The following is a 17,506-nucleotide window of genomic DNA, read 5'->3' as shown; positions in this document are numbered from 1 at the left end:
ACTGTCGGTATACGGATTTTGATCTTATCTTTATGGAGAATCCAGAAAATCTTGGACCAAAGCAGAGGTCAATTCAGGGAATCGATCCTTTCCCTGTGACATGATCGCTTCGCCCAAATAATCTCCATGTCCTCCAGGCAAAATCAAAAGTCTTGCTTTGGGGATCATTCGGACCATCTCCACAGCATGCTCAAGTTTAGGAACATCCCTGTCCCCAAGTAAGATCAATGTTGGAATTCCGACAGTTCTAATATCTTTATCGCTAAGATCTTTGAAGTTGCGCATTCTCGCAGCATCTTTCTCATACATAGTATGTAATTTTTGAGGATCAGGATTTACCCTTAGAAAAGCATCCTTAAGAGCTTGAGGCATATTCTCGAAAGTAGCATTCTTCATAAAATTCCAAAACATAGGATAAGCACCGTCTCTCTTTGTGATGGAAGAAGCAAATATAAGTTTTCGTACGAGTTTCGGATGTTTGATCGCCACATTCAGCGCAACGCTTGCACCATTACTAAAACCAAAAATATCGACTTGCTCCACTTTAAGAAATTTTAGAAGAGCAACCACATCTTCCGCAGAAGTTTCAAAACTGACAGGAGCATTTCTATCTGTAGTTCTTCCATGTCCTTGTTCATCTAAAGCAATCACTCTACGGTTTTGAGCAAGAAGAGGAAGTATCCTGCTATAAGTTACTTCTATCGTGGAACCTCCTCCATTCAGTAGAACAAGAGGTATCCCATCCTTCTTACCATGGATCTCATAATACATCTGGATATCTTTGATAGGAGCGAGGCCTTTTTCGATCGGTTCGGATATAATCAGAGTCGGTGTTTCTCTGATTTGAAATGGCTTGCCTGAGGAACAAGTAACAACCGTGAACAATATAGAAATATAATATAATAAATTAGAAACTTTCATTTTAATTCTCCTTATTTTACCTTTTCAAGATAATCTGTTAATCTTATTAAATGTGCCAAGGTGCCTTCCCTTCTAGATGCAACACCTTCTCTTCCGATAGTCCGGTCCAAAAATGCGACCTGTTCTGTGAATGTTAATTTAGTGCTGGATGGATCCACTCTTTCAATTTCTACAGAGGCGATGGAGACTGAGTGGATTATTCCGCTTAAGATCATATCGTAAACGAAAACGATCCTTTGGTTTTTTATTAGATCGGAAAATCTAGCTTTGTATAAGGTCTCTTTTCCGTTAGGAAAACGACCATGTAGTATCTCTTCTCCTCCGATGCGAAAGTCCAGTTTTCTCTCCACAACTGACCAATCGCCTGGACCTATAAACCAATTTGCTTTTGCTTCTATATTACTCCATGCAGAATACACGGATTCTGGATCTGATTGATAAACCCTTTCTATACTAAAAATTTCGTGAGCGATTTTCAGTGTTTCCATATTTACTTCTTACCTTTCTCCGTTTTTTCCAAAAATTCTCCTAATCGATCAAAATTCCTTTCCCAGAATTTTCTACGCTGGTTCAGCCAGTTCTCGATTAGCTCTAATGAATTCGTTTCTACCTTGCATGACCGCACCCTACCTATCTTTTGGGTCTTGATCAAACCGCTTTCTTCCAAAATTTGCACATGCTGGACTACTGCAGCCATGCTCATAGCCAAGGGACTGGCAAGCTCACTTACAGAAGCTGGCTTCTTACTCAGTCTTTCTACTATATCGCGACGAGTCGGATCAGACAAAGCATAGAATATCCTGTCCAGTGAATAATTGTTAAGCATTTGCTTAAGTATTCGGATGCGAAATAAATAGTCAAGCATTTACTTAAGTATTTCTTCGCGGTCATCGAAAGACATTCCTGCAGAAATATCGTATAACTACGGATTTGCCTAAGCTCGTAGGTATTAGTACCAATATCGCTTATACATTTGTTCTGATATTATTGTCTCATCTGTATTTTCAGGACATGCGTATGATCTCTTTGATACGAAAAACAAAAATTCTATATTCGATTTTTATTATATTTCTTCTCTCTTGTTCAGAAGGAGGAGGAAGTAATTCTCTCGGTTTATTGGCCTTATTAGGAGGATCTCCAGAACTCCCTACTACCTGGACCTGGGTAAGTGGAAGAGCGTTTGATACTGTAGGAGGCGGATACGGTATCGGAGTCTATGGCACAAAAGGAGTCGCGGATCTTGCAAATTTTCCGGGAGGACGCCAAGACGCGATGCAATGGACCGATTCTTCAAACCAATTATGGTTATTCGGTGGTACAGGAAGAGATCCTGGAACAGGTTTCGGAAGACTAAACGATCTTTGGAAATTTGACGGAACAAATTGGACATGGGTAAAAGGAGCCAACACTGTAAACTCGAGTGGATCATATGGAACAAAAGGTGTGGCTGATCCTGGGAATGATCCTGGAGCAAGAATGGGAGGAACTACTTGGGTAGACTCCTCCGGAAATCTCTGGCTTTTCGGAGGTTGTGGTAATATTAACAGTTCGGAATGTTTCAGTGATCTTTGGAAATTCGATGGAACCAATTGGACTTGGGTGTCAGGGCCAAATACCAAAGATACAAACGGAGTCTACGGTACAAAAGGTTTAGCGAACTCTGCGAACTTTCCCGGAGGAAGGCAAGGCGCAGCAGGATGGTTAGACTCTTCCGGTAATGTATGGATATTCGGAGCGAATTCCGGTCGGGCAGAAACTGGATCCTTCCCCTCAACACTTAACGATCTCTGGAAATTCGATGGAACAAATTGGACCTGGGTAGCTGGACCTAAAATTTTAGGAAATCCTGGAGATGGCGATCGTGGCGTAAAAGGTGTCGCTGTCGCAAGTAATGTTCCGTCGTCTCGAGGAAAGTCTGTGTACTGGATCGACTCTGCTGGCAACCTTTGGTTATTCGGAGGATCTAGCTTCGACGGCGATTGGAATGATATTTGGAAGTTTGACGGCACAAATTGGGTGTGGGTAAGCGGTTCCAGCACATCAAATGAGCCAGGTGTTTATGGTAAGAAGAATGTATCAAGTTCCAATAATATAATAGGATCGAGAAGCAGCGCCATTGGAGGAAAACTTCCAAACGGGAAGATCTGGGTTTTCGGTGGATCCGGATTTGGTTCAGCCGGCAATGAAGGTCAACTAAACGATCTTTGGATCTTCGACGGGAAAAAATGGACCTGGAAAGGCGGAACTGATCTTGCAACACAAGCTGGTAACTTCGGAGCAAAAGGAAAAGCAGGTACAGATTATTATCCAGGAGGTCGCTTTGGATCGAACGGATGGGCAGACTCCAAAGGAAATATCTGGATCTTTGGCGGACAGGGTATTGATTCAAACGGAAACAATGAATTTCAGAACGATCTCTGGAAAGTTCGTCCTTAAGATTTAAGAATATTCTAAAATCCTAATACCTCTTTTTCTCCTCCTATCTACAAATAAAAAAGCCAGAGCTAATCACTCTGGCTTTTTAAATAAACTTCAACATTGAATATAACTTTGAATTGAGCTGTTGCTGATCATCATTGTATGGATGTTCATGCAGAGCATCTTTATTAGAGATGCTCTATTGGCGTTGTTACCACCAAAGAAGAGTAAGTCTTCTTTGGAACTTTCGTAATATGGTCAAGCCTCACGAGCTATTAGTATCACTCGACTCAATGTGTTACCACACTTACATCTATGACCTATCAACCGGGTCATCTTCCCGGGCTCTTCAGGGGGTTACCCCCAGGGAGATCTTATCTTCAGAAGGATTTCCCACTTATATGCTTTCAGCGGTTATTCCTGCCGAACATAGCTACTCAGCGCTGCTTCTGGCGAAACAACTGATACACTGACCTCGCTTTGCTCGGCCCGCCAGTCTGCTTCGCAGCTGGCATCCTCGCTCCTAGGGTCGCTGCGGATGGCTCGTCATCCCGGTCCTCTCGGGAACATGCTGGAAAGACTTGGGCGGTCCCACACACCATTCCCAAAAACAAAACCCCTATCGTTTAACAGTGTGGTCGGGCTACTACGGACTACGCTAACGCTTCGGACTACTCGCCTTCGGCTGCGTGGTCCGCTTCGCGTCCTTCGTATCCCTTCCGCAGCGACCCTAGGAGCGAGGAAACGACCGCGAAAGCGAGTCGGTGCAATCGCCAGATTGCAAACGAGTATTACGCTCTAATCAAAGCCAAATATTAAATCGAAAACATAATCTTAATAAACACACTGCATTTGGCCGCAGTGACCTTTTAGCGACCCACAGGAAGCGAAAAACCTAACGGATTGCTGAAAGAAGTAAAGCAAAATCTCAAATAGGGACAGCAAATCCTTTCTCAAGCAATTCATTATTTAGAAATAATCCATTTTTAACTACAATGGAAATAGTCTCTTCTTTCTTTAGATAAATTACATCTACGAGGTAACGATCGTATTTATCACTTCCGTAAGTCTTAATCAAAATAAATGGACAATCTCGCAGCTGCGACTCTACAAACTTTTTACAAGCGATTCCCTTTTTAGTCCCCAATTCGGGGGCATCCAAAGCTCTCAGACGAAGGCGCTGGCGAATAAAAACATGAAATCCTAAATCGATATTTACTGATAAGGTATCACCGTCGATGACCTTCTCCAAAAAAGCCTTAAACGTAAAAAGACTCTTATTCCCGGATATTTTTTCAAATGAATATCTTCTTTTGACCTTTTTAACACTTACGATAGAACCTACGGAAAATTCAGAAGAACCACCTAACAATTGTTCAACCTTTACGTCGAATCCCAAATCTAAATATGGAACGCTGCGTTCCATATTTGAAGAAAAATTTTGAGCCACGCGGTAAGTATATAATTGTAAGATAGGTCGCTTTAATAGAACTATCTCATTTTCCATAGCAAGATCGGAGTCAAAAAGAGAGGAACTGGAAGACGATCTTTTTACATAAGCTTGGGCTTTTAAGAGAAGATCACGATGAGACCAGCCCTTCCTAATTGCCTCCGTTTCAAGTATTCTACGCTTCTTAGGGTCTTCCACCAAAAGCAAAACCCGATAATGAGTCCAAGAAAGCTCCGGATTTATCATACTCAATTTATAAAATTGATAGAATCTTCGCATATACCTAAGATTTCGATCTGAAAAACCCTTCCCGAAGCGGCGATTTAAATCCTGCGATAATTGCTTTAAAATTCGATCCCCATAACCTGCCCTTTCCCGACTTCCCTGTTCTACCTCTACGATACGTTGCCCTATCTTCCAGTTCCCCAACAAGGAACTCTTATTCCAGTCAGAATTAGCCGATGATTGAAAATCTTCATAGATCCTGGCAACATCCGTTAGGAGAGATTGGTATGATTTAGGAGGTAGACCGACAGATTTTTTCATATGCTTCATAAAATTCATAATTTTATAGGAACATAAGTCATTTAAAATTTTATCCGAATATATTTTTTTCTCCTTGAAGCATTATTCAAAAATACAATCTTCCTACTTCGATCTTTAGTAATATTCAAAAACATTATAGATGAATATAATCCTATTTTGGAATATTAAATAAATCGAGTTTTTAAAAATATATAAAATGATTGAAGTTATGCAAAACCTATTTGTAGGCGACCAGTCCGACTACGAAGCAAATATAAGCAAGATAGCAAATTGGTACGTTATACATGCATGTAAAGATCCGTATCACCGAAATCTACTTGGATACAGTGGTAAAGGAGCCCCTAAGCAACATCCGGAATACCTATTGGCGAGAAGAGAAAATCAACTTTTCCTAAATTTAGTGGATGCTGCTGATCCCGCCTATATTCCAAAGAAAATCATAGACACAGCGTTAAGATTTATCGAAGAAGCCCAATCCAAAAATACGCCTCTACTCCTCCATTGCAATTTAGGCGAATCTCGATCTCCTTCCATCGGATTGATCTACTTAGCGATAAAAAATGTCATCTCCAATTCGAGTCTCGAAGCTGCCGAGACAGCATTTCGTATGATATATCCTAATTATAATCCGAAATCAGGAATGAGGGGTTTTCTGGAACAGAATTGGGAGAATTACGTTGGAAATTAGGAAATTTGTCCGGGGATGAGAATAAGATGCTATTATGAGAGACGGATATTATAACTATTGGGGAAAGGCTGGGATAGACGATAGCTACCATCTATTGGCTTATCACAGCATAGATGTAGCCGCAGTAGGAGAAATCATCTTCCAAGAAAACCCCTCCTTACTATTTAAATTTTCAAATCTTTTAAAAATAGAACCGGTCCTATTTCGTAAAATATTTCTATTCTTCTTAGCAATACATGACCTTGGAAAATTTTCAAATGCCTTTCAGGGACAAGTAAAGTCAGTATATGAAAAATTAAATCCGGGAACCGTTCCGAAACCATACTCAATAAGACATGATAGTCTTGGCTTTATGTTATGGAATAAACATTTCCTCATCAATCAGAGAGGAAAGTTGTCGGGTAGACTTATCGATTCAAATCTGTTTTATTTAAGTTCGGATCAAAATAGAGATATTAAAGATCTATTAAACATCTTTATTTCAATTACAACTGGGCATCATGGAAAACCGCCGTCAAATACCGGTTACACCGGGAATTCGGTAGATCTAAGCTTTCACTTTACGACCAAGAATATCGATGATTCTTATCAATTTTTACTAAATGCATATAACTTTTTCCTAACCGATTTGGAAATCAAGCAACTAGGAGATTTAAGTTTAAAAGAATCTATTGTTAATTTAAGATTATTTTCGTTCTGGTTAGCAGGGTTATCGGTTTTATGCGATTGGATTGGCTCCAATAAAGAGATTTTTAAATTCAATTCGCTCGTCGAAGATTTGCAATCCTACTGGAATAAAATTGCGATTCCCCAAGCCACCGAAGCCGTTTATAAATCCGGAATCCTACCTTCGAAAGTTACAAGCTATTCTAAACCAATAGAATTATTTTCGTATCTTTCTACTCCAACACCCTTGCAAGCCGCATGCGATTCTTTGGATTTAGTAGATGGCCCACAATTATTCATATTAGAAGACGTTACCGGTGCAGGTAAAACGGAGGCGGCGTTAATTTTGGCAAAGAAATTAATGAATTCTAACGGTTATACCGGAATGTTTATCGGCCTACCCACAATGGCGACTGCAAATGGAATGTATGATCGAGTATCCTTATATTATCGTAAAATTTATGATTCAGGAGCTACTCCGTCACTCATACTCGCGCATGGAGCCCGGAAACTATCAGATACATTCAGACAAAGTATAATTTCCGATACCATTCCCAAAGATAAATCTTACGCCCAAGACGAGGCTTCTGCTTCTGCCCAGTGCACTGCTTGGTTGGCGGACAGTAGCAAAAAAGCAACCTTATCCGATATCGCTGTCGGCACCATTGACCAAGTTCTTATCTCCATTCTCTTATCGAAATTTCAATCTCTTCGCCTATTCGGTTTAATGAATAAGGTCCTGATCTTGGATGAAATCCATGCCTATGATGAATATATGAATGAGTTAATCCAAAGCCTTCTAAATTCACAGGCAAAAGTAGGAAATTCTGTAATTTTACTTTCCGCAACTATCCCACATTCATTGAAGGAAAAATTCATATCTGCGTTCAATGAAACAGAGGAAGAAAGAGAACCTAAAAGTTTGGATAAACATTACCCTCTTCTAACTCAATGTTCACGAACAGGTATAAAGGAAGTCAAGATCACTACACGAGAAGAAGTTAAAAGATCGGCCCCAGTTAATTTTATTTATGAAAAATCCATTGTTCACTCATTGATTCAAAGTTCAACCCAAGAAGGAAAGTGTGTATGTTGGATACGAAATACTGTGGCAGATGCTTTAGAGGCCTTTGAAATTATGCGAAATATTTTTTCAGAAGACCAGGTCATACTATTTCATGCAAGATTCGCGATGGGTGATCGACTGGATATTGAACAAAAAGTAAAAGGTTATTTTGGCCCAAACAGCAATTACGAACAACGAAAAGGAAAAATTGTTATATCTACCCAAGTCGTAGAGCAATCACTAGACTTAGATTTCGACGTAATGATATCAGATCTTGCGCCAATCGATCTCTTAATCCAAAGAGCGGGACGACTTCATCGCCATACGAGAAATAGCCTAGGAAATCGGGTTCAAAACAAAGATACGCGTGAAAACTTAACCTTTCATATCTATTCTCCTGTAATCGAAGAGGAGCCACAAGCAAATTGGTATAGTTCATTCTCAAAAGGTGGGTCGGTTGTTTATCCAGATCATGGAAAGATATTTTTAACTGCAAAAATTTTAAAACAAGAAAGAGAATTAAGAATGCCGGAAGATGCACGTAAATTAATAGAATACGTGTATGGCAATACAGAACCAATACCTATAAATCTACTTGAGAGAAATCTGAAAAATACTGAAAACCAAAAACAGAATGCATCTCGTGCAAATAATAGCGTAATCAATTTACAGTCTGGATACACGGCGGTAGACAATGAAGCCATTTGGAACGATTTGAATGCACCTACACGCCTGGGTGAAGAAACAGTTCGGGTAATATTAGCAAAATATGAAAACGAAGTATTAGTTCCTTGGTACAACATAGGACAATCTCCATGGCCGAATAGTGAAGTAAAAGTGTTATCGTATTTTTTAAAATCAGAGAAGGAAAACCCGCAATTAGAGGCTGAAATTCGAAAATGCAAAGAACAACTCCCTGATAAAGGAAAATATTCAATTTTGATTCCATTGATTAAGAATTTCGACAACCAATGGATTGGAACCGCCTTAGATAAAGAAGGAAACGACGTGCAATGTGTATACGATTCAAAATTTGGCTTTAGAAAAATAAAAAGCGGAGTCGTAGTATGAATCTGTTACAAGACAAATGGATTACGATAGTTCGTAAAAATGGAGAGATAGAGAAAATTGCTCCCTTTGAAATCACAGGTAAAATAGGTACGAATCCAATTATAGAAATCATTACCCCTCGCCCCGATTTCAAAGGCGCTCTTTATCAATTTTTGATAGGCCTTTTTCAAACTGTTTATGCCCCGAAGGACGAATCAGAATGGGAGGACAGATTAAATCGCCCTCCTAAGCCAGAGATTCTAAAATTAGAAACGGATAAGGTCGCCTTTGCCTTTGACTTATTTGGCAAGAAGATCCGATTCATGCAAGATATTAGACTTCAAAGCGAAATGAATGAAAATTCTATCAAACCTATCGAATACCTTTTAATAGACTCTCCAGGGAAATCTACGACCGAAAAGAATAGAGATCTATTTGTCAAACGAAACCGAATTATGAAAACTTGTTTCTCCTGTAGCGCATCAGCACTATTCACAATGCAAATAAATGCACCAGAAGGAGGGTCTGGCAATTACACTTCTATCAGAGGTGGAGGCCCATTAACTACAATTGTTAAAAATAATACCCCTAATCAAGATTTATGGACCGAGATATGGTTGAATATAATCAGTGAACCCTTCATCAATTTAAAGAAATTACCAGGGAAGAATTTTGAGAAAATCTTTCCGTGGTTGACTGACAAATTTTTCAAAAGTGAAGGCAGTGGCAATATTAGTTCAAATGAATTGCATTCGTATTCCGTATATTGGTCAAACCCAAGGAGGATCTTCCTAATCAATAATAATAAGATAGGGGACTGCGAAATTTGCTCCGCAAAACAAACGGTCATCATCGAGGACTTTGTAGCAAAAAATCAAGGCATTAACTATGGAAATGGAGGTTGGATACATCCGCTCAGTCCATACAGGCTCGACAAAGAAAACTGGTTTTGCCACCATCCTCATCCGGGAGGTATAACTTATGACTCCTGGGCCACAATGATTTACGAAAATTCGGATAAGTCGAAAAATGCAAAGATAGTTAATCTTTTTAACGAACATAGGACTTTCAAGGAAGAGCAAACTCTGATTTGGGCATTCGGATATGATATGGATTCTATGACCGCAAGATGTTGGTATGAGAGTTTAATTCCTCTTTACCGAATCCCCCCTCATAATATCGAAAAATACGAATCAACAATATCAACTATATTATCAGCGGCAACGCAAGTGGCGAATCATTTGCAAACAAAGGTTAAAGATGCCTGGTTTAACGAAAGGCAGAAACCTAAAGGCGACACTAACTATCTAAAAATTGTTTTCTTCAAAGCTACCGAATCAAAATTTTTTACCCTCGCCAAATCGATTCGAGATGATTTGCAATCGGAAACTATCTTTGACGATTCCGAAAAACTCAATTGGCTGAAATATTTAAATGAAGAGTCTTTAAAAATCTTCGATCAATATGTAGAATCCGGCTCCATTGAATACGAAAATATACAGCGGATTGTGAATGCTCGTCGAGACCTTACACTCTGGAATTTTGGTGATAAAATTAAGAAAGCGATAGGTCTTCCAATCCGAGATAAAAAACAACCAAAGGAGAAAACAAAAAATGAAGCTATTTGATCCAAGCTCTCCAAGCGCAGAGATTATTCTTCGTTGGTGGGGTGACTTACAAAATAACCCTGGAGAAAGAGCGACTTTAAGTAGATGTTCCGATCCTTCCGAAACCGTTTTTTATCCGGCAAGTCATAGACTACTAACAGAGTTATATAAAATTAAATACGACGCATATCGGCTTTCTCGAGACAAAGTCTGTGCCATTGCAGGAATTTTGTCCCACGTAAAGACAAATAATACAATCCCATTTGCTTCCCAATTATCCTATAAAAAATCGGGGAGTGATCAATCATTGATTAGCGATCTTCGGTTTCGAAGAATTCTACAATACAAAAATCTCTCGGAAGATGATCAATTCTTTCAGAAAATGATCAGAGTTATTAAACATCTGGATGGAAATGCGAACATCCTCGATTTGTTTTCCTCTCTCTATTTTTGGGGGGACTCAGTTAAGAAAAGATGGGCCTACGATTATTACGGAACTGGAATTTCTACTAAAAGTGAAAATGATATAACCGACCAAGGAAAAAACCAATGAGCAGATTTATACAATTACATTTACTTACTTCGTATCCGCCCTCTAATTTAAATAGAGATGATTTGAATCGGCCCAAAACTGCCATTTTAGGGGGAGTCAATCGATTACGAATTTCCTCTCAGAGTTTGAAACGAGCCTGGAGAACCTCAGATGTTTTTCAGGAAAAACTTTCTGATTATATTGGGACCCGCACAAAAGAAATGGGGATAGAGATTTTCAAAAAACTGATCGCAGGCGGAATCAAAGAAAAAGATGCCAAAGATTATGCAAAATCGATCGCAAATGTTTTCGGCAAACTGAAAGGAGAAAAAAAAGATTCTCCCAATAACGATTTAGAAATTGAACAATTAGCTCATTTCAGTCCCGAAGAATTGAGAGAAATAAATGAGCTTATCGGAAAACTAATCAGAGAGAAGAGAAAGCCAAATGCTGAAGAACTTGGACTTTTAAAAAAAGAAAACACTGGAGTAGATATTGCCATGTTTGGGCGAATGTTAGCAAGTTCACCCGCATTTAACAAGGAAGCGGCCGTACAAGTTGCCCATGCAATTACTGTACATAAAGTCGCAGTGGAAGACGACTTCTTCACAGCGGTCGATGATTTGAATAGAAACGATGTAGATGCAGGCGCAGGACATCTTGGGGACACAGAATTTGGAGCCGGTCTTTTTTATTTATACATATGCATTGATCAAGAGCAGTTGCAAAAAAATCTTTCGGACGAATCGATATCAAAGAAAACGTTGGCAGCGTTACTCGAAACTTGTACAACTGTAGCTCCAACTGGAAAACAAAACAGCTTTGCTTCGCGAGCACGGGCTATGTACTGTCTTGTGGAAAAAGGGAATCAGCAGCCTCGATCCTTACATGCAGCATTCTTACAACCCATTGAGGATACAAACTTGATGGAAAAATCAATCCAAGAACTTCTTAAAATTAAAGAGAACTTCACTAAGGTATACGGAAAATGTTCTGATAACGAGCTTTCCTTTAATGTTCTAACTGGGGAGGGGAATTTAGAAACAATTTCTAAATTCATTCAGGAAGATTAAAAATGAACGAATATTTAATTTTTCGACTCTACGGCCCCTTATCTTCATGGGGGGACATTGCTACAGGTGAGAATCGACACAGCTTTTCGTATCCTTCAAAGTCGGCAATCACAGGATTAATTGCTGCTGCATTGGGTATCAAAAGAGAAGAGGAAGAAAAGCATTTAGAACTTTCGGATTCCATCAATTTCGGGGTGAAAGTTTGGAGCCGTGGTACATTGCTCCGAGATTATCATACGATTCAAACCCCGCCCAATAAGGGTAAAATTACCTATTCTACTCGAAAAGATGAGCTACGCGAAAAAGCGGAATTGAACACGATCCTTTCTTCTCGAGACTATTATACGGATGCTCTTTATGATGTTTCCGTTTGGAAACGGAAAGGCTCATTGCTTCTCAATGAAATGGAAGAGGCGCTCAAGTCTCCTCGATTCCCATTATATTTGGGTAGAAAATCCTGCGTTATCGCTTCACCCTTATTTCAACAACTCGTAATTGCAGAGAATCTATTTGTGGCTTTTTCTACTTTTGAGCAAAATCTAAAAGAAAAATTTGAAAAATCAAAGGTTCCCTATTTTTACGATCTAACGTCATTTCAGAATGAGATAACAGAGTATATTTGGGAAAATGAATCGGAAGCTGAATCCCATCAAATACTAACTCGCCGAGATACCGTATTAAGTCGTAAGCGATGGCAGTTCGGCGAAAGAAAAGAGTTTTATAAGTCGGAAAAATTATTAACGTCACTATGAAGCTGACAGTCGTTGAAATAAAAGCGTAGGAGAACCAAATGTATCTATCCGAACTTAAACTAGATCTCCGAAATCGAATCACACGGAATTGGATACGCAATCCTTATCATATTCACCAAAGACTTTGGATGGCCTTTTCCGAAAATTTCGAAAAAAAGGATTCCGAATCGGCTCCTTTTCTATATAGATTCGATACCAATGCCAATCCGGGAAGTATAATTAGGCCAAGGATCTTAGTATTCTCGACTCAAGTTCCGAACTGGAAGAGCGCGTTTGGAGATTTTTCAGTTTTAGAAAATATCCCTGATCAATATAGTATTAAAGAAATATCGTCCACATTTATACAAACCGGTATGATTTTGCGATTTTCCGTCGTAGCCAATCCGACTAAGAAGCAAAAAGACTATCGTAGTTTATTTAGAGACGAATTGAAAAATTATCCTGAAAAATGTGATCATTCAAATCAAAACTTATATTTGGAAGGAAAGGTAAAACTGGAAGAACTGATCAAAATCGTAAGTAAAGAACAAAGGGAAAAATTAAAATCTAAAAAGGTCGGAATATACAAGGAGCAAGACCAATTGGAATGGCTATCTAGACGAGGAATCGATAATGGATTCGAAATATTGAATGCAATTATAGAATCCAGTGGGAATAATCAGGCATCCAAAACAAAGCAAAGAGAAAAGCATACGATCCCTAAAATCCATACCGTTACTTTCTCGGGTATCCTCAAAATCACCGATCCAGAGAAATTTAAAACTGCTTATACAAAAGGGATCGGCTCCGGTAAAGCCTTCGGATGCGGAATGCTGCTATTAGCGAGGCCATGATATCCGAGAAGCGTATCCATGAGCCTTATCGAATATACCAATATAGAATAAAATTATTTACAAATATTGTTAGAATATAGAGCCAAAAGTAAATCCTATATTTTTTTTCTAATATTCAAAGAGTCCGATTCCGATGCGTATAACGTTATGGCGAATCGAAATCTGCAGGAACTCCCAAAATTCGAAGACAATTGGTCCTACTTATATTTCGAAAAAGGTAGGATCGACCAATTTCAAAAATCAGTTGGATATCATTATTTAGACAAAGTAGTGCCGATACCGATTGAGACCTTATGCCTCCTACTACTCGGCCCAGGAACTACGATTACTCATGAAGCTATCAAGAGAATTTCAGAAAGTAGATGCCTACTCGCATGGACAGGAGAGGGCGGTGTTCGTTTTTATTCCGCAGGATATACCGGAACCTATTCTGCAAGGAACCTTCTTCGCCAAGTCGAAGCGTACGGAGATAGAGCGGAAAGAGATAAGGTAATCCGCAGAATGTATCAATTCAGATTTTCCGAAGCAATTCCGCTTAATTCTTCGATCGAACAAATCAGAGGAATGGAAGGAGCCAGAGTCCGTAAAATTTATAAAGAGTGGTCTGAAAAAACAGGCGTTCCGTGGAAAAGTCGTTCGTACGATCAAAGTAGCTGGGATTACAGCGATCCAATAAATCGTGCATTGTCATCTGCAAATGCGTGTTTATATGGCGTGGTGCATGCAGCAATTTTGCAAGCAGGATTTTCTCCCGCGATCGGCTTCGTTCATACAGGCAAACAACTTTCATTCATATATGATATTGCAGATCTTTACAAAGCCGAATTAACCATACCCCTCTCTTTCGAGATCGTTTCCGAGGATACTGCAAATGTGGAAAGAAGAGTAAGATTTGCATGTAGAGATAAATTCAAACAAAGTAAATTATTAAAACGTATTATTCCCGATACAAAGGAGTTGATTTATGGTAGTACTGATCCTGGAGAGGGTGAAGACTTCTCAGAGGGGAGAGATGTCGCGATTAGCCATTGAACTGAAACCTGGCGTTTTTGTTGCAACTGTAGGGGCAAGGGTTCGAGACCAAATCTGGAAAAAAGTATGTGATGAATGGAAATCAGATGCATTAATGCTATATTCCAGCAATACAGAACAAGGATATGTAATCCGCTCTAATGGGGATCCGTCCAGAGAAATCGTAGAATTTGAAGGCTTATTATTAATGGCGAAACCTGATCCAAAAGCAAGCCAGAAAGACTCGGATGAAGTAAAGGAAAGTTCTGAAACGGCGACCGAATCTCCTTCTCCATTCTTAAGTCTTGAAGATTTTTTTCGTTCAAAAGCAGATTCCCTTTCTTCAGAATTAGATAACGATAAAGAATAATTCAATAGACATAATATTCAATTTTCCTATACAAGTTCTTAGCCTATTCTCCACGCATGTGGGGATGAACCGCCAACTGGTGGAATTGTAGACGTTTCTGAAAACTATTCTCCACGCATGTGGGGATGAACCGATATTTCGACCATAGAGATATAGATCTGATTCCTATTCTCCACGCATGTGGGGATGAACCGGTGGCAAAATGTTTAAAATCAATCTTTTAGACTATTCTCCACGCATGTGGGGATGAACCGGCCCAGAAACATGTGACAATCGTTTTGAATACCTATTCTCCACGCATGTGGGGATGAACCGGCAAGAGAAACCAGGAATTCGCAAGAGTGCAACTATTCTCCACGCATGTGGGGATGAACCGTATAATTTTTCCTGACCCTTAAGCCAAATTATCTATTCTCCACGCATGTGGGGATGAACCGGACACGGTTTATCCATATTGAAGTCCTTCGACTATTCTCCACGCATGTGGGGATGAACCGTCAGTTATTGGCCGGTAGTTCATTTCTGACTCCTATTCTCCACGCATGTGGGGATGAACCGAATATGAAGATGGAGTTCCTTCTACAGATCCTCTATTCTCCACGCATGTGGGGATGAACCGCCGCACAGAAATGCGAATGGTGCGGCGTTGGCTATTCTCCACGCATGTGGGGATGAACCGCAAGTTCTGTCCGATTTTCAAAAGCAGGCCAACTATTCTCCACGCATGTGGGGATGAACCGCTAAATTAGTAGCATTCCATCTGTCCCAGAAACTATTCTCCACGCATGTGGGGATGAACCGCAAGGAGCAATGGAGAGATCAAATCTTTTGCGCTATTCTCCACGCATGTGGGGATGAACCGATATTGCACACCCGCTAATGTCGTAGCCCAAACTATTCTCCACGCATGTGGGGATGAACCGTATTGCTAAGTTAGCGGCAGGTTTCTTTTTAACTATTCTCCACGCATGTGGGGATGAACCGTAATAGAAGGTCTTTGTAAAATCTCACCTTCCTATTCTCCACGCATGTGGGGATGAACCGAGTTATATTCATGGCACGAATATCTAGCTGCTCTATTCTCCACGCATGTGGGGATGAACCGACAATGAAATTGTGGCTATGCTTACGGTAGTGCTATTCTCCACGCATGTGGGGATGAACCGTATGATAGTGTCCAAAACTTCCATGAAAATAACTATTCTCCACGCATGTGGGGATGAACCGGGATAGTTTTGAGGATAGATATAGACCTGGTGCTATTCTCCACGCATGTGGGGATGAACCGGAATGTTTAAATCTGGGATTCCTTCTTCATCTCTATTCTCCACGCATGTGGGGATGAACCGCCAATCAGCTCTTGACTCATCTATCTTCAAAACTATTCTCCACGCATGTGGGGATGAACCGGTTTCTCATTATCGTTATATGTTTGAGGTTGTCTATTCTCCACGCATGTGGGGATGAACCGACTCGTTTCCCTAAACGTGCTGTGCGTATCTTCTATTCTCCACGCATGTGGGGATGAACCGCATCACACCTTACAATATCACCTTCATAGATACTATTCTCCACGCATGTGGGGATGAACCGATTAGCTTGGGTATTTACAGAAATGCGTATCCCTATTCTCCACGCATGTGGGGATGAACCGCGTCCGCCTTCATGACCTGTTGCAAACGAAACCTATTCTCCACGCATGTGGGGATGAACCGGAATCACAAGATCAGTAAACCAATCGTCGCCCCTATTCTCCACGCATGTGGGGATGAACCGTGAAAGGAAAAGGAAAAGGAAAAGGTAAATAACTATTCTCCACGCATGTGGGGATGAACCGCCATCTATTTATTTCCTGAAGCCCTCTTTTGTCTATTCTCCACGCATGTGGGGATGAACCGTCAGGCGAGTGCATCTATTCCTTTTTCTGTTCCTATTCTCCACGCATGTGGGGATGAACCGAGAATCTCTGATGCTTCCAATATGGAAGATCTCTATTCTCCACGCATGTGGGGATGAACCGATCGAATCGTTATCGCCGCCATCAAATTCATACTATTCTCCACGCATGTGGGGATGAACCGTATCACCCATGACTGTTTTAATGTGCGCGGACTATTCTCCACGCATGTGGGGATGAACCGTGGATGAAACTATTCGAAAAGAATATTTTAAACTATTCTCCACGCATGTGGGGATGAACCGGATTCTGTAAACTGTCAGAGGGAATATTTCTGCTATTCTCCACGCATGTGGGGATGAACCGGAACGTTTCTGGAATGTAGAGAAGGAATAGCGGCTATTCTCCACGCATGTGGGGATGAACCGTTCTATGATCTTCCCTAACCCTACCTATCCAGCTATTCTCCACGCATGTGGGGATGAACCGCTACGCAATGGTTTAAAAATGGGGATCACCCACTATTCTCCACGCATGTGGGGATGAACCGCTTGCTCGAACAGAAGTAGAAGCAGAGATCACCTATTCTCCACGCATGTGGGGATGAACCGTAGTGCTGCCAATGC

The 17,506-nt window shown here is 40.3% G+C and carries 14 protein-coding genes, 1 CRISPR repeat array and 1 other annotated feature (1 of these 16 cut by a window edge); of the genes, 10 read left to right on the top strand and 4 right to left on the bottom strand.

Going from position 1 to position 17,506, the window contains the following annotated elements:
- Positions 1-30: 30 nt before the first annotated feature.
- Genes EHQ52_RS12855 through EHQ52_RS12845 form a run of 3 tightly spaced genes read right to left on the bottom strand, consistent with a single transcriptional unit; the run spans position 31 to position 1,747 of the window.
- Positions 31-921 carry an alpha/beta fold hydrolase gene (locus EHQ52_RS12855; protein WP_135615528.1) on the bottom strand — a complete coding sequence of 297 codons (891 nt, stop codon included), beginning with the start codon at positions 919-921 and terminating at the stop codon, positions 31-33.
- Positions 922-932: 11 nt separating this feature from the next.
- Complete coding sequence (locus EHQ52_RS12850) at positions 933-1,409, bottom strand: SRPBCC domain-containing protein (RefSeq protein ID WP_135615527.1); 477 nt, start codon at positions 1,407-1,409, stop codon at positions 933-935.
- Between the two features lie 2 nt (positions 1,410-1,411).
- Positions 1,412-1,747, bottom strand: coding sequence for an ArsR/SmtB family transcription factor (locus EHQ52_RS12845; RefSeq protein WP_135615526.1), 336 nt, complete (start codon positions 1,745-1,747; stop codon positions 1,412-1,414).
- A gap of 191 nt (positions 1,748-1,938) precedes the next feature.
- On the opposite strand from EHQ52_RS12845, the gene EHQ52_RS12840 reads away from it, so the two are divergent.
- Positions 1,939-3,357 carry a Kelch repeat-containing protein gene (locus EHQ52_RS12840; protein WP_135615525.1) on the top strand — a complete coding sequence of 473 codons (1,419 nt, stop codon included), beginning with the start codon at positions 1,939-1,941 and terminating at the stop codon, positions 3,355-3,357.
- Between the two features lie 249 nt (positions 3,358-3,606).
- Positions 3,607-3,865 (bottom strand) — a sequence feature (23S ribosomal RNA rRNA prediction is too short).
- A gap of 402 nt (positions 3,866-4,267) precedes the next feature.
- Here EHQ52_RS12840 and EHQ52_RS12835 read toward each other — a convergent pair.
- Positions 4,268-5,335 (bottom strand): DUF1016 N-terminal domain-containing protein, encoded by a 1,068-nt coding sequence (locus tag EHQ52_RS12835; protein ID WP_167492204.1) that lies wholly within the window; start codon positions 5,333-5,335, stop codon positions 4,268-4,270.
- Positions 5,336-5,543: 208 nt separating this feature from the next.
- Between EHQ52_RS12835 and EHQ52_RS12830 the strand changes: the two genes are divergently transcribed.
- The 9 genes from EHQ52_RS12830 (at position 5,544) to cas2e (ending at position 14,983) form a co-directional block, all read left to right on the top strand.
- On the top strand, positions 5,544-6,023 hold the full coding sequence (locus tag EHQ52_RS12830) for a protein-tyrosine phosphatase family protein (RefSeq protein ID WP_244244862.1): 480 nt from the start codon (positions 5,544-5,546) through the stop codon (positions 6,021-6,023).
- 34 nt (positions 6,024-6,057) lie between these two features.
- Positions 6,058-8,826 carry a CRISPR-associated helicase Cas3' gene (cas3, locus tag EHQ52_RS12825; RefSeq protein ID WP_135615523.1) on the top strand — a complete coding sequence of 923 codons (2,769 nt, stop codon included), beginning with the start codon at positions 6,058-6,060 and terminating at the stop codon, positions 8,824-8,826.
- A complete protein-coding gene (gene casA, locus EHQ52_RS12820) occupies positions 8,823-10,433 on the top strand; it encodes a type I-E CRISPR-associated protein Cse1/CasA (RefSeq protein WP_135615522.1) in 1,611 nt (536 codons plus the stop codon). The genes cas3 and casA overlap by 4 nt, the downstream gene beginning before the upstream one ends.
- Positions 10,420-10,965, top strand: a complete 546-nt coding sequence (casB, locus tag EHQ52_RS12815) for a type I-E CRISPR-associated protein Cse2/CasB (protein ID WP_135615521.1) — start codon at positions 10,420-10,422, stop codon at positions 10,963-10,965. The genes casA and casB overlap by 14 nt, the downstream gene beginning before the upstream one ends.
- Positions 10,962-12,017, top strand: coding sequence for a type I-E CRISPR-associated protein Cas7/Cse4/CasC (cas7e, locus tag EHQ52_RS12810; protein ID WP_135615520.1), 1,056 nt, complete (start codon positions 10,962-10,964; stop codon positions 12,015-12,017). Before casB ends, cas7e begins: the two co-directional genes overlap by 4 nt.
- A gap of 2 nt (positions 12,018-12,019) precedes the next feature.
- Complete coding sequence (gene cas5e, locus EHQ52_RS12805) at positions 12,020-12,769, top strand: type I-E CRISPR-associated protein Cas5/CasD (protein WP_135615519.1); 750 nt, start codon at positions 12,020-12,022, stop codon at positions 12,767-12,769.
- Between the two features lie 38 nt (positions 12,770-12,807).
- Positions 12,808-13,602, top strand: a complete 795-nt coding sequence (gene cas6e, locus EHQ52_RS12800; protein ID WP_135615518.1) for a type I-E CRISPR-associated protein Cas6/Cse3/CasE — start codon at positions 12,808-12,810, stop codon at positions 13,600-13,602.
- Between the two features lie 147 nt (positions 13,603-13,749).
- Positions 13,750-14,634 (top strand): type I-E CRISPR-associated endonuclease Cas1e, encoded by an 885-nt coding sequence (cas1e, locus tag EHQ52_RS12795; protein WP_135615517.1) that lies wholly within the window; start codon positions 13,750-13,752, stop codon positions 14,632-14,634.
- Positions 14,615-14,983 (top strand): type I-E CRISPR-associated endoribonuclease Cas2e, encoded by a 369-nt coding sequence (cas2e, locus tag EHQ52_RS12790; protein WP_244244861.1) that lies wholly within the window; start codon positions 14,615-14,617, stop codon positions 14,981-14,983. Before cas1e ends, cas2e begins: the two co-directional genes overlap by 20 nt.
- 43 nt (positions 14,984-15,026) lie before the next feature.
- Positions 15,027-17,506: a CRISPR direct-repeat array (repeat unit 29 nt; unit sequence CTATTCTCCACGCATGTGGGGATGAACCG) (it continues 473 nt past the right edge of the window).

The organism is Leptospira koniambonensis (assembly GCF_004769555.1).
Taxonomy (GTDB): Bacteria; Spirochaetota; Leptospiria; order Leptospirales; family Leptospiraceae; genus Leptospira_B; species Leptospira_B koniambonensis.
Note: the sequence above shows the minus strand (reverse complement) of the source record. Positions and strands in the feature narration are given on the sequence as shown.

Bases quoted from the DNA above. Each gene is read 5' to 3' on its own strand.
- cas5e (WP_135615519.1), top strand. From the start codon at position 12,020: ATGAACGAATATTTAATTTTTCGACTCTACGGCCCCTTATCTTCATGG.
- EHQ52_RS12850 (WP_135615527.1), bottom strand. From the start codon at position 1,409: ATGGAAACACTGAAAATCGCTCACGAAATTTTTAGTATAGAAAGGGTT.
- casA (WP_135615522.1), top strand. From the start codon at position 8,823: ATGAATCTGTTACAAGACAAATGGATTACGATAGTTCGTAAAAATGGA.
- cas1e (WP_135615517.1), top strand. From the start codon at position 13,750: ATGGCGAATCGAAATCTGCAGGAACTCCCAAAATTCGAAGACAATTGG.
- EHQ52_RS12855 (WP_135615528.1), bottom strand. From the start codon at position 921: ATGAAAGTTTCTAATTTATTATATTATATTTCTATATTGTTCACGGTT.
- casB (WP_135615521.1), top strand. From the start codon at position 10,420: ATGAAGCTATTTGATCCAAGCTCTCCAAGCGCAGAGATTATTCTTCGT.
- cas6e (WP_135615518.1), top strand. From the start codon at position 12,808: ATGTATCTATCCGAACTTAAACTAGATCTCCGAAATCGAATCACACGG.
- EHQ52_RS12845 (WP_135615526.1), bottom strand. From the start codon at position 1,747: ATGCTTAACAATTATTCACTGGACAGGATATTCTATGCTTTGTCTGAT.
- EHQ52_RS12835 (WP_167492204.1), bottom strand. From the start codon at position 5,335: ATGAAAAAATCTGTCGGTCTACCTCCTAAATCATACCAATCTCTCCTA.
- EHQ52_RS12830 (WP_244244862.1), top strand. From the start codon at position 5,544: ATGCAAAACCTATTTGTAGGCGACCAGTCCGACTACGAAGCAAATATA.
- cas7e (WP_135615520.1), top strand. From the start codon at position 10,962: ATGAGCAGATTTATACAATTACATTTACTTACTTCGTATCCGCCCTCT.
- cas3 (WP_135615523.1), top strand. From the start codon at position 6,058: ATGAGAGACGGATATTATAACTATTGGGGAAAGGCTGGGATAGACGAT.
- cas2e (WP_244244861.1), top strand. From the start codon at position 14,615: ATGTCGCGATTAGCCATTGAACTGAAACCTGGCGTTTTTGTTGCAACT.
- EHQ52_RS12840 (WP_135615525.1), top strand. From the start codon at position 1,939: ATGATCTCTTTGATACGAAAAACAAAAATTCTATATTCGATTTTTATT.